This is a genomic window from Maridesulfovibrio sp., from assembly GCF_965230075.1.
Lineage (GTDB): Bacteria > Desulfobacterota > Desulfovibrionia > Desulfovibrionales > Desulfovibrionaceae > Maridesulfovibrio.
Genome location: NZ_OZ245945.1, coordinates 3754508 through 3776401, shown reverse-complemented (window position 1 = coordinate 3776401; position 21894 = coordinate 3754508). Strand labels below are relative to the sequence as shown.

The following is a 21894-nucleotide window of genomic DNA, read 5'->3' as shown; positions in this document are numbered from 1 at the left end:
GGAGATATATAATGAAAATTGCGATCACAGGAAAGGGTGGGGTAGGCAAGACTACTCTTGCGGGAATTTTAGCCAGACTTCTTGCTGAGCAAGGGCTTCCTGTACTGGCAATAGATGCTGATCCTGACGCTAATCTGGGTTCAGCTATCGGTATCCCCGAAGAAAGCCTGCGGAATGTCACGCCTATTTCGCAGTTGAAAGAACTTGCAGAAGAACGCACAGGCGCAGAAGGCAGCGGCGGTTTCTTCTCACTCAACCCTAAAGTTTCAGACATTCCGGATCAATTTGCAGTTGACTATAAAAACATACGCATGTTGCTCCTTGGAACCATAGAGCAGGGCGGGGGCGGCTGTATCTGCCCGGAACATGCCTTGGTCAAAACGCTTATGAAGCATCTTCTTTTCCAAAAGAATGATTGTGTCGTGATGGATATGGAAGCAGGGATTGAACACTTCGGACGCGGAACGGCAGAATCTGTTGACGCCTTGATTATAGTTGTAGAGCCGGGAAGCCGCAGCTTGCAAACTGCCGCGCAGATAAGAACTCTTGCTTCAGATATTGGAATTAAAAATATTTTTACCGTCGGCAGTAAGGTACGAAATGAAGCTGAAACGGACTTCTTAAAAAGTAACATTCATGAACAGGAATTGCTCGGTATACTGCCTATGGATGAAAGCATTCGTCAGGCAGACATTGCCGGGGTATCGCCTTTTTCCCAAGGTGGAAAGGTAGTAAAAGCCGCACAAAGCATCCTTGATCAACTTACACAGCGAAGCGGCAAGAAGACTCAAATCTAAACTATTTTTTTAGTTCATCTACAGGTAGCCATAAGCACTCGTAGACATTAGCCAGTATGGCAGGGAAGCATCAGCTCTGCCATACTGGCTAAAATGCTATCCTCTAGTAAAGTAATCTTATGGATGGGACTAACTTAGTGACGTTTACAATATCGCCGACTTAGATCCAGGAAACAGACTTTTGCCCATGAGCGAATCCACTCTCTTCTCAACTCTATCATTTAAACTTCGTTTTTCTTTCTTACACAGTATTTTGTGAGACAATACCTTATTATGCGAGAATATAGTTTATTATCCGTGATTTTTCATTATTCTGCTTGAATCGCCCAATGCTCTCGTAAAATAAAGCATGATCAAGTGGTGTCCGAAGGCAGGACAGGTAAGGTAGGCCCACTTTTTCAAAGTGGTCGACCTTACGTCCAGCTCAGCCTTGGGGCTAAGGTTAGTTTATTCGCCGTCGGCTCAACACAAGAGGCAAAGAAAGATGGCTGGAAATGGCGTTTGTGCTTAGTCAAAAGAAGAGCAACACAAAGCTAGCTTTTTTGAAGAAAGGGAATCGTAGAGGAGGCAGTTTTCTAGGTTGCCGAAAGAAGCTGAGCGGATTGGAAGGTGTTTTGAATAAGTTGGAGGTATTGTCGGGGGGGCAGCTATACCATCGACCCACGCCCCACAGGAGTAACCCCAGATAAATCAATCTGACTCCGAACCTTTCCAAGGTCGTAATTGGCTTGCATAGCCAGCCAGCTTTCGGGGGTACGTCCGAGAACCTTTGAGAGGCGCAGGGCCATTTCTGGGGAAACCGCGCTTTTGGCGTTCAGAACACGGGCGAGAGTGGACGGAGCCACACCGAGCATCATCGCCAGCTTGCGACAGCTGAGATTGTATTCTTCCATGTATACAGAGCTGATAAGCTCACCGGGATGTGGGGGATTGTACATAGTCATTAATGATAATCCTCGTAATTTAAAATGTAGGCATTCCCGTCTCGAAATTCAAAGGTCAGCCGCCAATTACCGTTAACGGTTATGGACCAGAGGTCTGCACGGCTTCCTTTGAGCTTATGCAGTCTGAATCCGGGAAGGTTAACGTCCTCCACTTCCTGAGCCGTATCAATGACTGAAAGTTGGATTCTGAGCCGCTTGGAATGCTTGGCCTGTATCCCGGCTGTTGAACCGGATCGATAAAATTTTTCCAGACCTTTGTGCTTAAATGTTTTGATCATTGTTCTTCATTAGTATGTTGCGCACTGCGCAACGTTTTGTCAAGAAGTGTTGAGGACACTAGTTTTCTAAAACAGCAACCGCAGCTTTTAAATTGTCCGGTGCAAGATGGGCATACCGTTCAGTCATAGCCAGAGTGGAATGGCCCATGAGCTTTGCCACGGTGTAGAGCGGAGTTCCCCGTTGAACCAACCAGCTTGCGAAAGTGTGGCGTAGGGTATGGAAAACAACCTTCTGCCTGCGGTCGTCAATACCAACATTTAATCCAAGCTCGTCGACAGCCTCATTGAAAAGTCTGGAGACCTCATTGATTTTCTTACCGCGTTGTGCGCTAAAGACTGGCTTTTGGTCAGGGTCAACTTGCTTGCGCAGTTCGCGGAGTTCTTGCTTGACCTGTTTGGTCATGAAAGCGTGACGTGAGAAACCATTCTTGGCGTCACGTATCAGGATCATGTCTTCTGCGAAGTTCAGATCCTTCCATTCAAGCTCGATGATTTCGCCAGCTCTAAGGCCGCAATACAGGGAAACCAAAGACACGCTATGCAGCAGGGGATTTCTTTCCAGCAACACATCAAGGAGCTGATCAGCTTCATCTTCAGACAGGAAACGCGTCCGACGGTTATCCATCTTGGGCATCTTGATTTTTTTGACCGGATTATCGCCTTTGAAAATATCCAGATTCTTGGCGACATTGTATACTTGGCGCACGGTCGCAAGGGCATACTGTATGGAGCGGGGACTGCGTCCCTTTTCAGACATATTGGTTTTGATCTTTTCAAGGTCGGTCGCTGACACGCTGGCAAAAGGACAGTCGCCAATTGCTGGTGAAATCCAGATACGGTGTAGGCTTTCTTCCCGCTTCCATGATTTGGCCGCTTTGTTGGCTTCCGCCTGCGGTCGATAGAATTGAGCCCAGATTTCATCAAAGGTGATACCTTTGTCTTTCTCGGCTCTCTCGCGTGCTTCCTGTTCTTCGAGTTCAGCAGCAGCCATTTCCTTTTTCTGCTTTAGTGTCTGGGGAAATTTGCCCTGTGTTTGGTTGACCTTAAGTTCACTAAGAACGTTTGCAGCATCTTGGGCCTTAACGCCCTGACTGGCCCAGCCTATGGACTCCGTTTTGGTCTTCCCTTTATACTTGTAGGTGATGGTAAAATACTTGTCCGGCTGAATGCCGTGCTTGCGTGTTTCGTGTTCCCGGTAACGCACTCCGGGATACTTTGTTTTGTTCCACTTGGGTCTCGTTGCCATCATTACCTCCAAATTCTGTACAACTCCTGTACAACTTTTTTTGAGTATGGACAATGATCCTAAGTGATAATTTGTGAAGCTTAATTGGCTAAAAGTTTAATTAAAACAAATATTAAGTGAATTTAAATGAGATTGTGTGATTTGTTGTGAAACACCAAAAAACGGACTCAAAATTCGCCGGGTTCACGCCCTTGCGAGTTCGAGTCTCGCTCCCGGTACCAGATAATACAAGGACTTACAGCTTTATGGTTGTAAGTCCTTTTTTTGTGTCTGGATTATCTACTGGTATTCTCCCGGTTGTGACTATGAAATTGGGATTTATTGATCGTTCTTAGGGGGGCTTAGACTGCGAATCTAAGTTGTTTTATAGTTGGTGTTTTGACCGATACAGAATAGGGGAATACATCAAATCATGTATCAAAATAAAAGATGTTGACCAAGTTGGCACACACCCACATAAATACTGCATAATGAAAATTATTCATTAATACAGAGCGTGCAGATACACGATAGCGGCTACAAAGCACAAGACCTACTCCTGAGAGCGGACTGCTGCCTGTTGAGATTGCCCAGCAAGTGAGAAATAGAAAAGCAATTTGGGAGTGATCAGGATTCAAAGGCAGCAATAGAGGACTGATCACGGAAATTCCTACCAGAGGATGCAAGCCGATGAGTCCCAAAAAGATGAGCAATGCAGAAATTATGGCAAATAACGAATTGGTGAATGTACTGCCTTCGAAATTGAATATTTGCGGGTAAACCTGAATAATTGAAGTAATACCACTAGAGAACAAGCCTGCCGTCAGAAATAGAACAAACTGGCTGACGGTAGAAGTGATCCGGTTGTTAATAAAGTCGTGAAGAAGAGGCCGTCTTGGCCTGTTACGCATAAGTATTATGGCTGCAGGTGGAGCTACAAGACAAATCAACATGATCATACCCAGATCAGGAAAGAAGTAGTGTCCGACAAAGACTCCCGCGGCGAGTAGAAAAGGTACCGTCATGCTTTCCATTCGTACGGGATAACCTGAAAAATCAAGTTTACGCACGACCCCGACCTCAATAATTGAGTAACAAATCGCCACAAAGCAAAGAAACACTCCTGGAATGACAGTTCGGTGATAAAGCATATCCGGCGCATAGGTCAGAGCAACCCCAGCTGCAAGGAAAAATGGAGACCACCATGCTGCCGCACAGAAAGAACGTCCAAGAATAATGGATTGAGCTTTAGTTAAGGTGCCATTACGCGCCAATCTATCTCCGAAGACAAGCAAAATAGAAAGATTAATGACTGCACCAAGTAAGTTGGTGCCGAACGAAGTTATCGCTATGGCCCATTTCCCTTTAGGTAAATCATCAGCTTGAGTGTCTGGATTCGTCAGCCCTAAAAAAGAAACTGCAATAAACATTGGCAGTAATTGTAAGTTCTGGGTGATTATTCTTTTCCAGCCAAGAAAAACGCCTTGCTGATAAGAAAATAATAGCGCTGTAATTCCGGCTGCAAACAAAAATTTAGCTTGCCTGCGAGGCCCTACATGCAGCTTGTTCCATTCAATAATAACGACCAGCCAAGCCAATATAGCAACAGAGACAATGAGAGCAGGGCAAAGGCTGCTGAAGATAAATAGAAGTAAGGTGGCAAGGATCATCCACCCTGTGTAGCGTTGCAAATAATTAGTCATGGACATTCTGTGTAATCATTTTTCCGGATTAAACAACAAAACTGGCCCGGAAAACAACTTTCCGGGCCAGAGTGTTATTGCTCACAGCATTAACAAGCTGTAAGCAGGGGATGACTTATTTTATCAGGCGATTAAGAACGGACTGTCCCCATTCCACGCCCACGTCATTAAGGATCTCAGGCCAAACCACTTTACGGATTTTATCAGCAGTCTTTGCGACATCTGCGTCTGAAAATTCGACGAGAGTTGCACCGTAGTCAACCAGCTTCTGTTCGTTGGCTTTCTGGTCTGCCTCAGCAGTTTCCCAGCGACGGTTCTCGAATTCAGCTGCAGTTTTGTCGAGAGCCTGCCTTTTCTCATCAGACAAATTATCGTAAGTATTCTGGTTCATGATAAGGTACCAGACTTCAAAATGGGTGTTAGCAGGGATGTAGTATTTGGTCACATCTCTGAAGGATGAGTAGTATCCTTCAGCTCCGGAACCGATAACACCGTCAACAACACCGGTCTGAACTGCGGTGAAAGCATCAGAGAAAGGAATCGGAGTACCGAGGTAGCCAATGTTATCAGCCATCATCTGGAAGGTTTTCATTGGGGGAACTCTCAGTTTGATACCTTTAGCTGCATCAGGATCACCAGGATTAACTGGTTTGGTGTTCAAGGAGATACCGCCAAAGTATACAGGCCACACCGCCAGCAGGTGGATACCCTGTTCTTTATAAAGACCGGCAACGGTTTCACGCATGGGAGCACCGGCGCTGTAGTTCTTACGAGCGTGGTCCCAGTTTTTAATCATGTAGGGGAAGTAAGGAAGCTGGAATCTTTTGTCCGCAGAGGAAGACGGCGGCTGACAAGCCATATCGACAGCACCGAGGCTTACTCTTTCCTGAACAACGGTGTAATCGCCAAGAGCAGATGCAGGGTAAACCTTGGTTTTTAATTTTCCACCGGATGCTTCTTTAAGATTTGTTGAAAACCAGCGAAGGTCTTCATCAATGGCTGTTCCTTGAGGACGAACATGGGAGATTTTCCAAGTCCTTGCTTGAGCAGTTCCGGCAAGAAAAACCATACAGACTAAAAGTACCATCATCCCATAAACGCTACGCATTTTCATGTGTATACTCCTTAGTAAGAAATTAGTCGTCTCTAATTTTGTGAAGAATATATCGACAAAAGACCGATCCGCATCTGGTCTTGATATTGAATAAATTCAGCGACTAGCCCTTCACATCCTTTGTTCCATTTCCTGATTTTAATAGCCAAACAGTCCCGGGAAAAACAGGGAGAGGCTTGGCCATAGAGAAGTTAAGAAGACCACGGGCACATATCCGAAGATGATGAGAATCATGGCCGGTTTGATGACTTCGGAAAACTCTGCCTTCCCGATTCGCATACTTAAATAAAGAATACTTGCATAAGGAGGAGTTACCCCGCCCATAGCAGTGTTAACACCCATGATTGCGGCAAACTGCACCGGAGAAATTCCGATGGCCTGCATCAGGGGTAGAAGCAGAGGTGCAAGCAGAATAATCGAGGTGATATCGTTAACGATCATACCCACAAAGAAGAGCAGGAAATTGATCAGGATCAGCAGGATTACTTTGTTCTGAGTGATGGTAAATACACCCTCAACCAGAGCCTGAGGAACATCTTCCATAACGAATATCTGGCTTAGCATCAGGCTGAAAACAATCATGACCATAATGGCACCGACCGCAGTGGCGGAAGATTTCGCAGCCGAAATGAAGGTCTTGAAAGTCAGTCCCTTGTAGACCATAAGGCCAACCGGAATTGCGTAGATAACAGCAACAGCAGCAGCTTCGGTCGGGGTCATGATACCGCCGTAAATACCACCAAGGATAATCAGAGGCATGATCAGCGCAGGAAGTGCCCGCGAGGTCATGGAAACGGCTTCCTGAGCGGTCTCTTTTACAGGTTGAGGAGGGTCAAGCACTAAGGGAAACTTACGGGCCAGTACCATATTGACTACGCAAAACAGACAAGTGATAAGTATCCCCGGTCCCATAGTTGCGAGAAAACAGGCCAGAATGGAGGTGTCTGTTACCCAGCCGTAAATGATCATTGTTACACTTGGCGGAATAAGCAGGCCAAGGATTGATGAGTTTGCAACAAGTGCTGTTGCGTACCCGCGAGGATAACCTTTGGAGGCCATTTCCGGGATAAGGATAGGGCCGGTAGCAGCTACGCCGGTAAGACCGCTGCCGGAGATGGCACCGATTAATGCACAGCTGACACTTGCAACTACCCCCAGTCCACCGCGGATACGCCCAACGAATACGTTAACAAAACGTAGTAGACTTTCAGCGATTCCGCTTTCACTCATTAGTGTGCCTGCAAAGACAAAGAGCGGAATACACAATAATACCGGGTTAGCAAGCTGGCTGTAGCCCCAGACCATGGTGCCGTTCATTGTGGCATCACCGACAAAAACCATAACCATGAGAGCGCCGCCAAAACAGAAAGGCAGTGGAACACCGAAGCTGAGCATCAGCACCAGTACGCCCAGGGCTATAAAAGAAACGGTAACAATATCCATGTTATACTCCTACCTTAGCGGCAACTGCCGGCTGATCCGCAATCAACATGAGACGGCGGATATTTCTAATAAGGTGCCAGAGTACAAACATGGTCATCAGCATCATGCCGATGAAAAATGCACATTCGGCCCAGAATGTTGGGATATAAAGAGTCGGGCTTTCTTTCCAGATTCTCAATGCGTAGAGGAAATAGTCCCATGCCCACCATGTCAACCAAGATGAAACGACCAAGGACATTATGTCGGCCACGACTCTCACACGCAGTTTACCGAGGTCGGTTTTCATAAAAATGTCCAAAACATTAGCCTTGATCTGGGTGTCTTCCCGACAAGCATTTACGCTGCCGAAGAAGTACAACCACAGTGTGGGATATACCAAAAGTTCATCCAACCCCATCACCGGCAGCTCGAAGATGTAACGCATTATTACTTGGTAGAACTCAAGAGCGGCAACAGTGCTCATGAGAGCTGCTAATGCGTATTTAAAGAATTTTTCCATGAAGATCCCTCCTAAATGGAAATAATTTACTACTTAAGCGCCGCTACAACTGAAACCTCCACTAAAAGATCGGGTCGGGCCATCCGTGCTTCAACACAGGCTCTTGCGGGGGCATGTCCCTCGGGAACCCAATTATCCCAAACTTCGTTCATTCCGGCAAAGTCCTTCATATCGCGAACATAAACTGTAGCAGAAAGAATATGTTCCCTGCTGCTGCCTGCCTTTTCCAAAAGTTCATCCACCTTGCCAAGCATGCTTTCTGTCTGAGGGCCGATAGGTTCATCAGTGTTGTCCGCTACCTGCCCGCAAAGGTAAACGGTATTATTGTGAATCACGATCCTGCTCATGCGCTTCGCTGTTTCCATCCTTGTGATACTCATCTTAGCTCCTTAAAATGCTATAATTTACAACGGGAGGAAGCTCCCCCTCGTTTTGTTACTTCTTGTCCAGCAACCAGTTGCCGCCATCTGTTCCTTCGTCACCAAGATCCATGGAAGCTATTTCACTCAGCGGAATTGGTTTCAAGGGAGGGCGTACAACCAGAAGTCCGGCCTGGTCCGGTTCAACTGAAAGATACTCTCCGACAATTTCAGCCAAAGCCGGACCGCACATCCGTCCCTGACAGGGCCCCATACCGCAGCGGGTGATGGTTTTCACCTCGTTTAGATCACGAACGCCCTCATCCAGAACTTTGCGGACGTCTCCAACGGTGACATTCTCGCACCGGCAAAGTACGGTTTCATTTTCAAACTCGAAATGTGTGGGGTTGTGTGCATAGATGGCATCAATGAAAGGTCGGGGCAGATTGTCATGCCTCAAATCCTTAAGAACGGGTCTAGCCAGATCATCTCTTTCGGATTCGGGGATCATACCAAGGCAGCAGGCAATTTCCAGAGCAGCCAATGTGCCTTTATGGCGTGCCGCAATAGCTCCATGAACCTGACATCCGTCGCCGGCTGCAAATATTTTTTCAAAATTGGTACGGCCCCAGCTGTCGCAGGATGGGTACCAATATCTAAGTTTCTTGTCCCAAGCCATTTGGCAGCCAGCCTGCCTGAAAATATGGGTGTTAGGAATGACTCCGAAATGCAGCAGCAGCAGATCAGCATCTAAGTTCAGTGTTTCTCCTTTGACCGTGGCTTCAACTCCGCTCAACGCATCGGTTCCCAGTGCACGGATATTGCGGACACCCCGATAATGAGGAATGCCTGCTTTTTGAAGTTCCCAAAGCATGGTTGTGCCTTTGTAGAGGAGCTTCCAGCCCATGAGAGCCTGAGGAAGTTTGGTTGCAGAATCTGCTGGCGGAATAAGGTCTGTAGTTTCCAGAATGGCGGCGATTTCCACACCCTTTTTCAGCAGAATAGAGGCTTCGAGAAGCAACAGGGGCCCGCTACCGGCCAGAACTACTTTTCCCTTAGGTGTGAGTCCGGCTTCTTTGGCCAGATTGTTCGCTGCACCGGCACCCATTACACCCGGAAGTGTCCAGCCTTCGATTGGCACAGGGCGTTCCATAGCTCCGGTGGCAGCGATGATATAGTTAGCTGATATTCTGCTTGATTTTCCGTTTTTTGAGTAGCAAATGCGACCATCGGACTCGACCTGCCAGACAGAGGACCCGCCTTCATAATTAACATTGGCTGCCCTGAATTCATTAACTAAATCAAGGCCGACACTATAGTCCGTACCAAAAAGATTCAGGCGGTTTTTTCCTGCTCCTTCCACATTGCGGTAAATCTGACCTCCGGGGCGCTGCTGCTCGTCCAGAGCCAGAACATCAAGCCCCATTTTGGTAAGCAAAGTTGCAGCACTCAGTCCGGCAGGTCCGGTACCGATCACAATTACATCGTAATGGCGACTCATGCGTCTTCTCCTTTGGAATCTAAATGGCGGTTGATTACCATTCCTTCTTTAGGATCTGTCATGCATGCTTGTCGCTCAACACCGTCAATTTCCATCAGGCATTCATAACAAACGCCCATCAGACAGTGAGGAGAACGCGGTTTATGTGCTGATGGCGAAATACGGGAAATGATTTCACCAATGCTGAGAAGACCTGCAGCAATACTGACATTTTTTGGAAGTTCAACTTTCTTTCCGTCCAGAAGGACTGAAACTGTCTCAGTCGGAACCTGATCCTGTTTAAATTCAGCAGTGGGTGTTGTGGAATGTTTAAGCATTGAACCGTCCGTTTGAAAAATCTGATACTTGGTTGTCTGTTGTTTCACCTAATATCCACGGAGCTATGACTTCAGTGTGCAGAGGTGCTAATGAAACACCGGAGTGCAGGGCAAGAACACTGATATTGTCATGGCCCGGAATTTTGCTGTAGATGGGCCCGCCGTCCGGAGTCATAACGCGGATAGCTCCCCAAGCCCTGACCCAATTCAAATTTGCAAGCTCAGGGAAAATGCGTACTGCATTGGCTGCTTGAGATTTCATCGCTTCTGCTGTTACCCGCGCATCCAGAGCTGTATTTTCTGTTGAAAGGCCGATCATGTAAGTGCCGTCCTGAGTCTGACGGACGCTAAGCAGGGGGAAATCAAGTTTGCGTTCACAGCGGGCTGTTACCATCAGCTGCCCACGCTGGGGATAAATATTGAGTTTTTCGCCAAGAGCAGCTGTTAGTCTTGCAGAACCGTGTCCGGCAGCAATTACGAGTTTCTTACATTCATATGTTTCAGTAGTTGTCTTAACTAGAACGGTTCCATTGGACTGTGGAATGATTTCCTTTGCCCCCTGAGCACCATGGTAAACTCCGCCCAACTTTTGAAACCAGTTTCTGACAGCGCCCAGAAGTTTCAAAGGGTTAACGTGCCCCTGCTCCTTGGTAAACATAGCGCCCGCAACATCTTCACCAAGAGTCATCTTAGGCATTAAATCAGCAAATTGCTGTCTATCCAAAATATCAACAGGATAATCAATCCCTTTACTTTCACAGCCTTCACGGATGGTCTTTATAGACTGCGCAAATCCGTCCAATTCATCCTGCCCAAAAGCATGTACTGCGCCACCAGTCCAGTCCAATTCAATATTGTATTTGCTCTCAGTTTCGAGTCTATTCGCAAACTCAGGCCATGCCTTAGCTGCTTTCCGGCACCAAAGAGAATAGCCGGGATATCCAGCTCCCTTGCACATAAACCAGGTCAGCCCGAAGTTACCTCGGGATAATCGCTGGCTCTTGAGCTGCTCGTCCAAGAGCACTACATTGCCAGCCCCCTTGAGTACGAGCCCTAGAGCTGTAGAAGATCCGGTGATACCACCGCCGATGACTAAAACATCCGCTGTCTGCACTAGCACTCTCCTTGCCGAATTTCCGGCGGTTGAAATATTCATCAAACATTCCCTGGTAGGGAACGTGCAATTTTTCAACATCAATAAGCAAAGGTGGTGCCAGCATTATTCGATAAATCCTAAAGTGTTTTGTATAGCACTGAAATTAAAAATCTTTTTATTTTAAAGAATAGTTGTTTCGTCTGTTAGTTCATTGGAAGAAAGCGGTTGTTTGCCTGCAATGCTGTCTCTATTTGAGACATAGGTGAAATCATAATTTCTAAAACTACGTACTGGTAATGCTCTAAATACACTATGTCTCATAATGAGACGCGTTTCATAATGAGACATAATAGATATTTTCATGACATTTTAATTTATATCATCTTAGTTCTTCCCCTCCTCATGATGAGGTGGTATACAATCTTGTTACATAATGTCTTTTGGGTATAAGTGTTTAAATATTAGATGTTTACATGCTATAAAAAAGGACTGAATTACAGCAGGGTTGGGAATATGTATAAAAAAGAGACAGCTCCAGTCATAAAAGAAGGGCAAATTATCAGTCCCAAGGCAATGAAGAGAGAAATTGCTTTATCCTGCCAGCGGTCACAGGAATATGGGATTGATCCTGTCCGTAGAAATAAACACCAAAAGATGCTCTCCCCGGCGGAACTATCCGAACGGCGATGGCAGAACAGAAAACTGCTGGATATTCTACGTCCTCAGTTCGAAGAATTTTACAAGCTCTTGCTTCCAAATGATTTTATCATCGCTGCAGTAGATTCAGACGGCTATATTCTTTACATACGAGGAAAAGAGGAACTGATTGAGGATTCTGCAGCAAGGAATTGTGTGCCGGGATACAGATGGACAGAAAAAGATGTCGGAACAACAGCCATATCACTGACCCATAAGCTCAAAATACCCATTCAACTTGTTGATGACGAGCATTATTGCCGGCAAGCCCATGGTCAAACCAGTTCCACAGCTCCAATATTCGGTAAGGACAAAAAACTTATCGGCATTATTGCCGTGTTTGGTTCTTCCGAACAAGCGCATGCCCATACTCTTTATATGGTCACAACAGCAGCCCGAGCCGCAGAGCAACAATTAAGGGTTTTGCGTCGAAACCGGGAACTAGCTGCCAACCTAAACTTTTTAGACCAAACCATTTCTTTTTTCCGTATCGGCCTGATTATTATCAACAGCGAAAAACACATCTGGCGTGTTAATCGCGCAGGGGCACAAATATTAAAAAGAGACGATCTGGAAAACAGCCCTCTATCTGAAATCCAAGGCTTGAATGTTGACTTAGACCGAGTGGAAAAATCCCCGGAATCATGGATAAATAAAGAAGTTCGTATTAAGGTTAGAAACAATCATATCAGCCTAATTCATACGATCCAGTTGGTTGCATCAGAAAAAGGGGAACGACTTGGAGCTGTCATCACCTTTAATGAAGTCAAAGATATATACAAGCTAGCACAAAACATTGCAGGAACTCGTGCGCACTTTACTTTTGATAGTATCGTAGGTTCTTCTCCGGCATTAATGACGGCGGTAAAATTAGCAAGAGGGGCTGCTTCGTCAGACAGCACGGTATTATTGCAAGGAGAAACAGGTACCGGGAAGGAACTTTTTGCTCAATCCATTCATAACCAAAGCAGCCGATGTAATAATCCATTCATTCCAATTAACTGCGGTGCTATACCTTCCAACCTTCTTGAAAGCGAACTCTTCGGTTATGTGGACGGAACTTTTACCGGTGCAGCAAAAGGCGGAAAGCCGGGTAAATTTGAGCTCGCCAATACCGGAACAATTCTTTTGGATGAAATAGGCGACATGCCTCACCCGATGCAGGTTAAATTACTACGTGTTCTTGAAACCGGGGAAGTCTACCGCATCGGGGCGGACAAACCCGTAAAAGTTGATACAAGGATAATTGCCGCCACGCATGTGAATTTACCTGCAGCAATCCGCGACGGACGATTCAGAGAAGATCTTTTTTACCGATTGAATGTCTTCCCCATCCATATTCCCCCTCTCAAAGAAAGAGGCCGGGATGATATTTTATTATTAGTATCTCTTTTTCTGAAAGAAGGAGCAGCAAATCCTCCATCACTTAGCTCGGAGGCTCAAAACCTGCTTATCAGCTATCATTGGCCAGGAAATGTCAGGGAATTAGAGAATTGCATACAAAGGGCCCTCCATCTCTGCGACGGGAAAACTATTGAGGTCAAACATTTGGGAATGCCGCATGTTGTCCCGGAAGTATCCCCTCATTCCAGTGGGACTTTAGATGACGTGGTACGCAAAGCTATTGAGGATACCCTGAAAAAGACAAATAATAGCCGGGTGCTAACAGCTAAGCTCTTGGGGATATCTCGCGCCACTTTGTATAGGAAGATGGACAAATACGGGATATAATCACTGATAAAAGGTTTTAAATCCCTAATATATTAAGATATCATGTCGAGTTTAATTTATGTGTAAGGATTAAGATTTGTCTCATAATTGTATTGTTGAGGTTATTTGTTTTTAAAAAAGATGTTTCGATCAAAAAAATAAAAAAGGGCCAGCTACTAAAAGCTGACCCTTTTTTATTTCTATTCAGATAATCCCGAAACCTACAGAGCTTCAAATTCCAGATTATCAATGTATTGCTGATAGTTGTCGATGCCGACGAAATAGCTGGGGTCTTTCAGGATGTTGACTACGCAAATTTTTTCGGCGCGTTTGATCAGGCGTACGCAATCCTGACTGAGATGGACGAGGTAAACTTTCTTTCCGGCCTTTTCGTACATTGAGGCTATTTTGTTGATTGCCTCGATGGCGGACTGGTCCATGATCCGGGAGTCTTTGAAATCAATAAGCACTTTGTCCGGGTCTCCCTGCACGTCGAATTTGCTCAGGAAGAGGGTGGTTGAGGCAAAGAAGAGCGGGCCGTAGATCTGGTAATGCTTGATTCCCTGCTCATCGACCATCTTGCGGGCGCGGATGCGCAGGGCGTTTTCCCATGCGAAGATCAGGGCTGAGATGATGACGCCGCAGATTACCGCAATGGCAAGGTCATACTTAACGGTCAGGACTGTTACCAGCACGATCACGATGACATCCCATTTGGGAACCTTGTTCATGATGTTGAAGGTGCTCCATGCAAAGGTCTTTATGACCACGATGAGCATAACCCCGACAAGTGCGGCAATGGGAATCTGTTCAATATATTGTGAAGTGAACATGATGAAAAAGAGCAGGGCTCCGGCAGCAACAATACCGGAAAGGCGTCCGCGGCCACCGGAGGAAATGTTGATCATGCTCTGCCCGATCATGGCACAGCCACCCATGCCACCGAACAAACCGTTGACGAAATTGCCGATTCCCTGAGCCAGACATTCGCGGTTACCGCTGCCGCGTGTTTCGGTGAGTTCATCTACCAGTGACAAAGTCATCAGGGTTTCGATCAGGCCGATTGCGGCTAGGATCAAGGCATAAGGGGTGACAAATGCAAGTGTGTCCCATGTCAGCGGCACTTGGGGAATGGCAAAGGAAGGCAGGCCGCCTTTAATGCCTGTTCCGCCGTTGGACTGGATGAAAGAGAGCACGGTTTGGGTGTCGATCTGCATTGCTGCGACAAAGACGGAAACTGAAATAATGGCGATCAGTGCACCCGGTGCCTTTTTATGCAGTTTGGGCACGATAGTCAGGATTGCCATGGTTAAACCGACCAGCCCGATCATGAGCCAGAGCGGTTGCCCTTGCATCCATGTCCCTTCTGATTTGAACATGTTCAGCTGGGAAAGGAAGATTACAATTGCCAGCCCGTTAACGAATCCCATCATTACCGAACGGGGCACCATGCGTATGAATTTCCCGAGGCGGAAGAAACCGGCCAGCATCTGGAATACTCCGACCAAAAGCAGGGTGAAGAACAGGTATTGCAGCCCTGCAAATGAGCCGGGACCGCCCAGTGCGTTGCCTTCCATAACCAGATTGACCATGACTACGGCCATGGCCCCGGTTGCGCCGGAGATCATGCCGGGTCTTCCGCCCAGTACCGCGGTGATAATGCACATGAGAAATGCACCGTAAAGCCCGACCATGGGCGGGACACCTGCGACAAAGGAGAAGGCGACAGCTTCAGGGACAAGGGCGAGGGCAACGGTTAATCCGGAAAAGATATCAGCCCGGACACTGCCGTTGGAGGGGGAAACAATGGGATTGTTTGAATTCACGAAAAATCCTTTTAAAGCGGGTTGGAATTGTCAAAAACAAAGAAGTAGAGACCGCAGGCGGTCCCTACTGCAAATATGAAGTCCAGCCGACGTTTGGTCAGCCTACTGAGTGTTTATGGTGTTTTTTATTGCGATTACGACAAGATATGGAAAACGAAAATGAATACTTGTCTTGTGTCTATGGCGTTTTACTTTGCAAAAGCTGACTCTTATTTACGAGAATTGCTGTGTAGTCAACAATTATTGTGATTATTTTGAAATGCACAGCAAAGCCCCTCGCGGGACTGCACATTGAGTGCAATCCCGCAGGTACTAAAATTTGAAGCGTTTGTTTTAGAGATGGTTAGAGCGTCTTCAGCTGCGAATGCAGTGTCCGCGTCTGATAGATTAAAATTTCAGTTTCCTGCTTAATCTTTTCGGTTGTCCCGGTAGATATGGCTGATTCTATATCGGCTATTCTTGTGCTGAACTGTGTAAGCTTCAGCAGTGCTGCTGTTCCGCGTATGGAGTGGAGTAATCGTTTCATCCGCTGGATGTCAGAGTTAGCACAGGCTTCAGAGAAGTTGTTCAGGAATTTTTCAATATTGTTTGAAAATTCCTTAAGCTGGTTTTTATAGAATTCAATGTCTCCAAGGTAGTCCTCCATGGCAGCCTCAAAATCAATGCCCGGGAGATTCAGTTCGTTTTCTGCGCGGAGTGGTTTTATGTTTCGTACTGGAATATTGCTGGCAATCTCATGCAAAAGCACTTCTTTGCTGATCGGCTTGGTCAGGTATGCTGCAAAACCCTGCTCTACCGCTCGGGTGGCGTTTTTGCGTGAAGCACTGGCTGAAAGGGCGATGATTTTCGGGCATTGTCCACCAAGTTGTTCTTTGATTAGTTCTGCTGCCTGAAATCCGTCCATTTCGGGCATTTGGATGTCCATAATGATTATGTCGTAGGCTTTTTCCGTGGCTTTGCGGACGGCTTCGTGCCCATTGGGGGCCATATCAACGTGTATTCCTGCAGAGCTGAGCATCCTGCCGATTACTTCCCGGTTAATGGCTGTATCCTCCACAAGAAGAATTTTTGGTTCATTTGAAAAGGAGGTACCGTCGTGACTTTTCTCATGAAACCGCTCGGGGATCAGGGCTTCGGCAAGGTTCAGCCCGTGTGCTATTTCCATAAATAAACGTTTGGTGCGAACTGGAGTCTGGGTTATTGTAAAACCATTAAAATCATATATTTTTTTATTTTTCTGCGAAGAAAAGCAGAGCATGTGTGGAGGGCGCCCTTCGGGGATAGCTTTCACTACTTCCTTACGTATCCGGGGAAGTTCTTCCAGATAATCAGCTGCAGTAATAACAACCAGAGCCGGTAAATTTTCTAAATCTGCATATAGTGTGGCTGTGCTGCTGTGAAATCTTACATTAAAGCCAAATGCTTGCAGCAAGGATTGCGTTTGTCCGGCTAAGTTGTTTCCGTTGCCCAGCAATATTGCATCAAGCCCTTCCCAACAGAGTAAACTTTCCTCCTGTTCAATCTCGACTGGTTTCAAGGGAATAGTGAAGCTGAATTGGCTTCCTATGCCGGGGGTGCTTTCCAGCTTCAGTTCTCCTCCCATCAACTCGACAAGGCTGGCGCTGATCGCCAGTCCCAATCCGGTCCCACCGTATTTTCGTGTTGTAGAACTGTCTGCCTGAGCAAATGCGGAAAAAATAGCAGGTTGTTTTTCCGGGGGGATGCCAATTCCAGTATCGGTAATAGAAAAGGTCAGCAGAGCCTTTTCTTCATGTTCTGCTTGTGTAGATACCTGTATGGAGATTGATCCCTTGGTGGTGAACTTTACGGCATTGCTCACAAGATTCAGGAGGACCTGCTGTAACCGCAGGGGATCGCCTTCAATCCGCTGCGGTGTTGATGGATCAATTTGTACATCGATATCTATATCTTTGGTGGTTGTTGAAAATGCAGTTACATCGACAATATTGTCGATGATAGGGTCAAGGTAGAAGGGGGCAGATTCAATTACCATCTCATGGGATTCAATTTTAGAATAATCAAGTATGTCGGTCAGCAGATTGAGCAGTGAGCGAGAAGTCGTGTTTATGCTTTGCAGGTCATGGGCCCGGCTGGGTTCTTTTTCCGCCTTTAAGAGCATTTCGGAGAGGCCGATAATGGCGTTCATGGGGGTCCGGATTTCATGGCTCATGTTGGCGAGGAAGTCGCTTTTAGCCCGGTTGGCTGATTCAGCTTCCTCTTTGGCGCGTAATAAAATTTCACTGCTCCTGTCGCTCAGCAGCAGGATCATTGTTGCAATCTGCATAACTTGAAACACAATTGCAGCGACGTATAACGCAACCATTAAAAAATATGCTTCAAGCATTGTATTCGTTTGCAGGTACAGTCGCATAAAGAGCATCCAGACAAGGTAGTAGAGGCTGAAGCCCATATAAACAATGGCCACTTTTTTATGTACCGGGCGGTTGCTTCTGAATAGTTCCTGCGCTGAAAGGAATTGGCAAAAACTCATCACACAGACGGCAAGGGTAAACCTGAATTCTAAGTCCGGGGCGGTCAAGAAATTGTGATAGAGAGTTATACTCGGAACTAACGATATCAGAATTGAAGCCAGCCATTTCGGACGTTTGTTCAGGAAGATTCTATTTCCGTTCCATATGGTCAAAGCTCCTGCAAAGGAAAGTGTGTTTCCGATGAAGAGCGAAATGAAAATGGGTAGCTCGTTGCGCAGAGCCATACAGGCAACCGCAAGGCCCATGAACATAAGCCCCACCCCCCACCAGCGTACGGATTTGTGCTTATTGATGTCCTTACCGAGCCAGAAAAGTGCTGCTCCGCTGACGAGGGCTACCAGCGTGTGGCTGAGTAATAGCGTTTTTAAATCCAGAGTATTCACAATAGCTCCTTGGCGCTTTTGGTTTCACCTGTCATGCGCATCTAATATATATTCTTCCGTTTGTCTTTTTTTCCATCTTTTGAAAAGACTGGGGAAAGATCAAAATTTGTTGATTTTTAGGATGCTTTTCTGAGAATATATTAAAATGAGGAAATAATTTTAATATATATAGCTAAAAATCAGGCTGAAATGGCGCAAATTGTAAAAAATAGCATTCCTGCAGTTGACCGCAGTAGTTATCTGGATTATTAAACCGCCCCAAAGGGCTATCAGCTCCCATCAGCCTGTCTAAAACATTCCTTTTCCCCGTTAAAAACGTTGAAACGTCTGTGCCGCAGTGTCCGTCTCTCCGGGAGGATCGGTTGAAAGCTCACTTATAATTTCCTTAGCCCTGTCTTCTATAGGAAGGGTTGCCCGTCCGGGTGGCTCATGTTCATTTTTTTATTTATGCCGGTTCCGCGTAGCTGTTGCGGAACTGGAATTGTTTCAAGGAGTTACAGCAACATGCAGAAAAGAGAAACATGGGGCTCACGTACCGGCTTCATCATGGCCGCAGTGGGGTCCGCAATTGGATTGGGAAACATTTGGCGTTTTCCGTACATGGTTTATGAAAACGGCGGCGGCGCATTCCTTATTCCTTATTTTGTGGCCATGCTTGCCGCAGGTATGCCTTTCATGATTCTTGAGTTTGGTCTGGGCCAGAAATTCAAGGGCTCCGCTCCCAAGGTTTTTTCCTCCATTTCCAAAAAATGGGAATGGCTTGGCTGGTGGCAGGTTATGGTCTCTTTTATCATTACCACTTATTATGTTGTGGTTGTGGCTTGGGCCATCAACTATTTCCTGCTTGCCTTTAATCAGGGCTGGACTGCCTCGCCCAAGGATTTCTTTTTCGGTGAATTCCTCGGCCTGACTGATTCCCCCATGAATATGGGCGGTGTGCAGACTTCAATTCTTTATGCCACAGCTGCTGCATGGTTGATGACTTTCGTGGCTGTTTTTACCGGGGTTAAGAGCGGTATTGAACGGATCAGTAAGATCTTCATGCCTCTGCTTTTCCTGCTCGTGTTTATTTTTATCGGCAGGGGGCTGATGCTGCCCGGTGCTGTTGATGGCCTTGAGTGGTTGTTCAGGCCCGATTTCAATGCCATTCTGGACGGAAAAGTCTGGGCTGATGCTTTCGGTCAGATCTTTTATAGTCTGTCCATCGGGTTTGCGATCATGATTTCTTACTCCAGCTACCTTTCCAAGGATTCCGACATCACCAACAACGCTTGTATGACCGTTTTTATCAACTGCGGTTTCAGCGTCATTTCCGGGATTATGATTTTCAGCGTGCTCGGTTACATGGCCCATCAGCAGGGCGTTCCAGTTAGTGAAGTAGCCGGTTCCGGTGTAGGGCTTGCCTTTATCACCCTTCCCACAGCCATTAACCTTATGCCCGCTCCGGCATTTTTCGGAACACTGTTCTTCCTCGCACTGACTGTTGCAGGGCTGTCTTCCATGATCTCCCTTTCCGAGGTTGTTGTTTCTGCACTTATCGATAAGATGAATGTTTCCCGTAAGGTTGCAGCCACCATTTTATGCGTGCTTGGTTTTCTGGTCAGCATCGCCTTCACCACCGGCGGCGGCCTGCTCCTGCTTGATATCGTGGACCACTTTATCAACAACTTCGGCATCCTCATGGGTGGCTTCATTGAGATCATTTTTGTGGCTTGGTTTTGCAAGCTTGATGATTTGCGCAACCACGTGAACCTGACTTCCGAGATCAAAGTAGGCGCACTCTGGATGAACAGCCTGCGTTTTGTGATCCCCGCAATGCTCGGTTTCATGCTGGTTTCAAACTTCGTGGGTGACATTTCTAATAACTATGGCGGTTATTCCACTCCGGCCACTATTGCATTCGGTTGGTCTACACTTGTTATCTGCCTGATTTTCGGTCTGGCTTGTGCCCGTAGCGAAGGCGGATTTGTCAATGTTACTGGTATCAACAGAAACTTCCTGAAAAGGAGTTAGATATGGAATTCTCAGCAATCATCATGATGCTTTTTGGACTGGGGATCACTTGGGGCGGGGCTTATGCCTGTTTCCGCATTGCCTTCAAGAACCAGTAAGAACTAGCTGAATAGAATTAAATTAATCGAAGCCCTCCTGCGCTTGTGCGTGGGAGGGCTTCGATTATGTAATGGAATATTTTCGGAATCGTACAAATTGTTTTCGCTTTGGGGAAAAAACCAAAATTCTTGCCTTGAATCCAAATATAACTGTAACGTGACCTTTGCTGTTTTGTTACGAGTTGGTGGTGTGCATCTTTGTATGTCTCTGTAACAACAAGCGGAATTAATCGCTTGTTTGTTACATAAATATGGAGTTTGTCATGAAAAGGATTCTAGTATTTGCTTTGCTGACTGTGTTTGCTCTGGCCGGAACTGCTCAGGCGGAGACTCTGAAACTGTTAACCTGGAAAGGGTACGCTCCCCAGAAACTGATTGATACCTTTGAGAAGGAAACCGGAATCAAGGTTGAGGTCACTTTTTCCAACAACGAAGAAATGATTGCCAAGCTGCGGGCCACCCGCGGTGCAGGTTTTGACCTTGCCCAGCCTTCTCAGGACCGCATTTCTTCCGTACAGGCCAAATATAAATTGTATCAGGCCATGGATTATTCCAAGCTTGACTCCAGCCTGTTCATTCCCTCTATGCTCACCGCGGTTAAAGCCAACACTCTTGTTAAAGATAAGTCCTACGCTGCGCCTTTCTGCTGGGGAACTTCCGGTTTGATCGTGAACAGCGACAAGGCACCGAAAGCTGATTCTTTTAAAGCTCTCATTGATCCCAAGTACAAAGGTCGCGTGAGCTACCGTCTTAAGAGACCTACTCTTATCGCCATGGGCTTTGCTCTCGGCTATGATCCTTTCGCACTCTATGATGATCCCAAAGCATACAAAGCCATGCTCGACAAAATTGCCGAGACCATGATCGAAGCTAAACCTATTGTGAAAAACTACTGGGCCAACGGCGATTCCCTGCTGGAGTCCATGCGTTCCGGTGAAGTCTTTGTTGCCATGGCTTGGGATGCAGGTGGATGGAAGCTGCATGCTGATAACAAAGCCATCGATTTCAAGGCTCCCAAAGAGGGCGCTCTTGGCTGGATCGATACTTTCGCTATCCCTGCCAAGGCTAAAAACGTTGAAGCTGCCTACAAGTGGATCAACTTTATGATGAAGCCTGAAAACGCAGGCTACTTTTCCTCCAAGGAAAAATACGCCACTGCATCTGCAGATGCCCTGAAGTACACAGATAAGGCTGTTGCAGATAACTTTGCACGCTCTTTCCCGCAGGCAGTTATCGACAATATTAAGTGGTATCCTCCGGTGCCTGCCAAGCTGGAAAGCATGGAAGGTAAGATTCTCGATAAAATCAAGGCTGCAAACTAGGCAGCGCTGTTGAAATAACATTCTCTGCGGCGGAGGGTCTTCGGACTCTCCGCCTTT

Annotated in this window: 18 protein-coding genes; 5 read left to right on the top strand and 13 right to left on the bottom strand. The window is 46.5% G+C overall.

The window, feature by feature from the left end; genetic code table 11:
- Positions 1–11: 11 nt before the first annotated feature.
- A complete protein-coding gene (locus ACO05Z_RS17095) occupies positions 12–797 on the top strand; it encodes an AAA family ATPase (protein WP_421903394.1) in 786 nt (261 codons plus the stop codon).
- A gap of 647 nt (positions 798–1444) precedes the next feature.
- Here the strand turns inward: ACO05Z_RS17095 and ACO05Z_RS17090 are convergent.
- The 11 genes from ACO05Z_RS17090 to ACO05Z_RS17040 all read right to left on the bottom strand — a co-directional run bounded on the left by ACO05Z_RS17090 (position 1445) and on the right by ACO05Z_RS17040 (position 11294).
- Entirely contained in the window at positions 1445–1741 is a 297-nt protein-coding gene (locus tag ACO05Z_RS17090) for a HigA family addiction module antitoxin (protein WP_421903393.1), read from the bottom strand.
- Positions 1741–2019: a type II toxin-antitoxin system RelE/ParE family toxin gene (locus ACO05Z_RS17085; protein WP_415712692.1), complete on the bottom strand. Its 279-nt coding sequence runs from the start codon at positions 2017–2019 to the stop codon at positions 1741–1743. Before ACO05Z_RS17085 ends, ACO05Z_RS17090 begins: the two co-directional genes overlap by 1 nt.
- A gap of 58 nt (positions 2020–2077) precedes the next feature.
- A complete protein-coding gene (locus tag ACO05Z_RS17080; protein ID WP_421903392.1) occupies positions 2078–3265 on the bottom strand; it encodes a tyrosine-type recombinase/integrase in 1188 nt (395 codons plus the stop codon).
- A gap of 410 nt (positions 3266–3675) precedes the next feature.
- Positions 3676–4953, bottom strand: coding sequence for a hypothetical protein (locus ACO05Z_RS17075; RefSeq protein ID WP_421903391.1), 1278 nt, complete (start codon positions 4951–4953; stop codon positions 3676–3678).
- 109 nt (positions 4954–5062) lie between these two features.
- Positions 5063–6061 carry a TRAP transporter substrate-binding protein DctP gene (dctP, locus tag ACO05Z_RS17070; protein ID WP_421903390.1) on the bottom strand — a complete coding sequence of 333 codons (999 nt, stop codon included), beginning with the start codon at positions 6059–6061 and terminating at the stop codon, positions 5063–5065.
- Between the two features lie 138 nt (positions 6062–6199).
- Entirely contained in the window at positions 6200–7504 is a 1305-nt protein-coding gene (locus ACO05Z_RS17065) for a TRAP transporter large permease (RefSeq protein WP_421903389.1), read from the bottom strand.
- A 1-nt stretch (position 7505) separates the two neighbouring features.
- Positions 7506–8003 carry a TRAP transporter small permease gene (locus ACO05Z_RS17060; protein WP_421903388.1) on the bottom strand — a complete coding sequence of 166 codons (498 nt, stop codon included), beginning with the start codon at positions 8001–8003 and terminating at the stop codon, positions 7506–7508.
- 29 nt (positions 8004–8032) lie between these two features.
- A complete protein-coding gene (locus ACO05Z_RS17055) occupies positions 8033–8383 on the bottom strand; it encodes a RidA family protein (protein WP_421903387.1) in 351 nt (116 codons plus the stop codon).
- 55 nt (positions 8384–8438) lie between these two features.
- A complete protein-coding gene (locus ACO05Z_RS17050; protein ID WP_421903386.1) occupies positions 8439–9863 on the bottom strand; it encodes an FAD-dependent oxidoreductase in 1425 nt (474 codons plus the stop codon).
- Complete coding sequence (locus ACO05Z_RS17045; protein ID WP_421903385.1) at positions 9860–10180, bottom strand: (2Fe-2S)-binding protein; 321 nt, start codon at positions 10178–10180, stop codon at positions 9860–9862. The genes ACO05Z_RS17050 and ACO05Z_RS17045 overlap by 4 nt, the downstream gene beginning before the upstream one ends.
- Positions 10173–11294 carry an NAD(P)/FAD-dependent oxidoreductase gene (locus ACO05Z_RS17040; RefSeq protein WP_421903384.1) on the bottom strand — a complete coding sequence of 374 codons (1122 nt, stop codon included), beginning with the start codon at positions 11292–11294 and terminating at the stop codon, positions 10173–10175. Before ACO05Z_RS17040 ends, ACO05Z_RS17045 begins: the two co-directional genes overlap by 8 nt.
- 495 nt (positions 11295–11789) lie before the next feature.
- Between ACO05Z_RS17040 and ACO05Z_RS17035 the strand changes: the two genes are divergently transcribed.
- Positions 11790–13703, top strand: coding sequence for a sigma-54-dependent Fis family transcriptional regulator (locus ACO05Z_RS17035; protein WP_421903383.1), 1914 nt, complete (start codon positions 11790–11792; stop codon positions 13701–13703).
- A 200-nt stretch (positions 13704–13903) separates the two neighbouring features.
- Here the strand turns inward: ACO05Z_RS17035 and ACO05Z_RS17030 are convergent, their stop codons facing one another.
- A complete protein-coding gene (locus tag ACO05Z_RS17030) occupies positions 13904–15508 on the bottom strand; it encodes a SulP family inorganic anion transporter (protein WP_421903382.1) in 1605 nt (534 codons plus the stop codon).
- A gap of 343 nt (positions 15509–15851) precedes the next feature.
- A complete protein-coding gene (locus tag ACO05Z_RS17025) occupies positions 15852–18404 on the bottom strand; it encodes an ATP-binding protein (protein WP_421903381.1) in 2553 nt (850 codons plus the stop codon).
- A 504-nt stretch (positions 18405–18908) separates the two neighbouring features.
- Between ACO05Z_RS17025 and ACO05Z_RS17020 the strand changes: the two genes are divergently transcribed.
- From ACO05Z_RS17020 to ACO05Z_RS17010, 3 genes are all read left to right on the top strand, one after another.
- Positions 18909–20417, top strand: a complete 1509-nt coding sequence (locus ACO05Z_RS17020) for a sodium-dependent transporter (protein WP_421903380.1) — start codon at positions 18909–18911, stop codon at positions 20415–20417.
- A 2-nt stretch (positions 20418–20419) separates the two neighbouring features.
- Positions 20420–20515: a MetS family NSS transporter small subunit gene (locus tag ACO05Z_RS17015; protein ID WP_015853176.1), complete on the top strand. Its 96-nt coding sequence runs from the start codon at positions 20420–20422 to the stop codon at positions 20513–20515.
- Between the two features lie 263 nt (positions 20516–20778).
- On the top strand, positions 20779–21837 hold the full coding sequence (locus tag ACO05Z_RS17010) for an extracellular solute-binding protein (RefSeq protein WP_421903378.1): 1059 nt from the start codon (positions 20779–20781) through the stop codon (positions 21835–21837).
- Positions 21838–21894: the final 57 nt, after the last annotated feature.

Bases quoted from the DNA above. Each gene is read 5' to 3' on its own strand.
- ACO05Z_RS17045 (WP_421903385.1), bottom strand. From the start codon at position 10,180: ATGCTTAAACATTCCACAACACCCACTGCTGAATTTAAACAGGATCAG.
- ACO05Z_RS17080 (WP_421903392.1), bottom strand. From the start codon at position 3,265: ATGGCAACGAGACCCAAGTGGAACAAAACAAAGTATCCCGGAGTGCGT.
- ACO05Z_RS17015 (WP_015853176.1), top strand. From the start codon at position 20,420: ATGGAATTCTCAGCAATCATCATGATGCTTTTTGGACTGGGGATCACT.
- ACO05Z_RS17090 (WP_421903393.1), bottom strand. From the start codon at position 1,741: ATGACTATGTACAATCCCCCACATCCCGGTGAGCTTATCAGCTCTGTA.
- ACO05Z_RS17020 (WP_421903380.1), top strand. From the start codon at position 18,909: ATGCAGAAAAGAGAAACATGGGGCTCACGTACCGGCTTCATCATGGCC.
- ACO05Z_RS17050 (WP_421903386.1), bottom strand. From the start codon at position 9,863: ATGAGTCGCCATTACGATGTAATTGTGATCGGTACCGGACCTGCCGGA.
- ACO05Z_RS17055 (WP_421903387.1), bottom strand. From the start codon at position 8,383: ATGAGTATCACAAGGATGGAAACAGCGAAGCGCATGAGCAGGATCGTG.
- ACO05Z_RS17035 (WP_421903383.1), top strand. From the start codon at position 11,790: ATGTATAAAAAAGAGACAGCTCCAGTCATAAAAGAAGGGCAAATTATC.
- ACO05Z_RS17085 (WP_415712692.1), bottom strand. From the start codon at position 2,019: ATGATCAAAACATTTAAGCACAAAGGTCTGGAAAAATTTTATCGATCC.
- ACO05Z_RS17010 (WP_421903378.1), top strand. From the start codon at position 20,779: ATGAAAAGGATTCTAGTATTTGCTTTGCTGACTGTGTTTGCTCTGGCC.
- ACO05Z_RS17095 (WP_421903394.1), top strand. From the start codon at position 12: ATGAAAATTGCGATCACAGGAAAGGGTGGGGTAGGCAAGACTACTCTT.
- ACO05Z_RS17075 (WP_421903391.1), bottom strand. From the start codon at position 4,953: ATGTCCATGACTAATTATTTGCAACGCTACACAGGGTGGATGATCCTT.
- dctP (WP_421903390.1), bottom strand. From the start codon at position 6,061: ATGAAAATGCGTAGCGTTTATGGGATGATGGTACTTTTAGTCTGTATG.
- ACO05Z_RS17065 (WP_421903389.1), bottom strand. From the start codon at position 7,504: ATGGATATTGTTACCGTTTCTTTTATAGCCCTGGGCGTACTGGTGCTG.
- ACO05Z_RS17060 (WP_421903388.1), bottom strand. From the start codon at position 8,003: ATGGAAAAATTCTTTAAATACGCATTAGCAGCTCTCATGAGCACTGTT.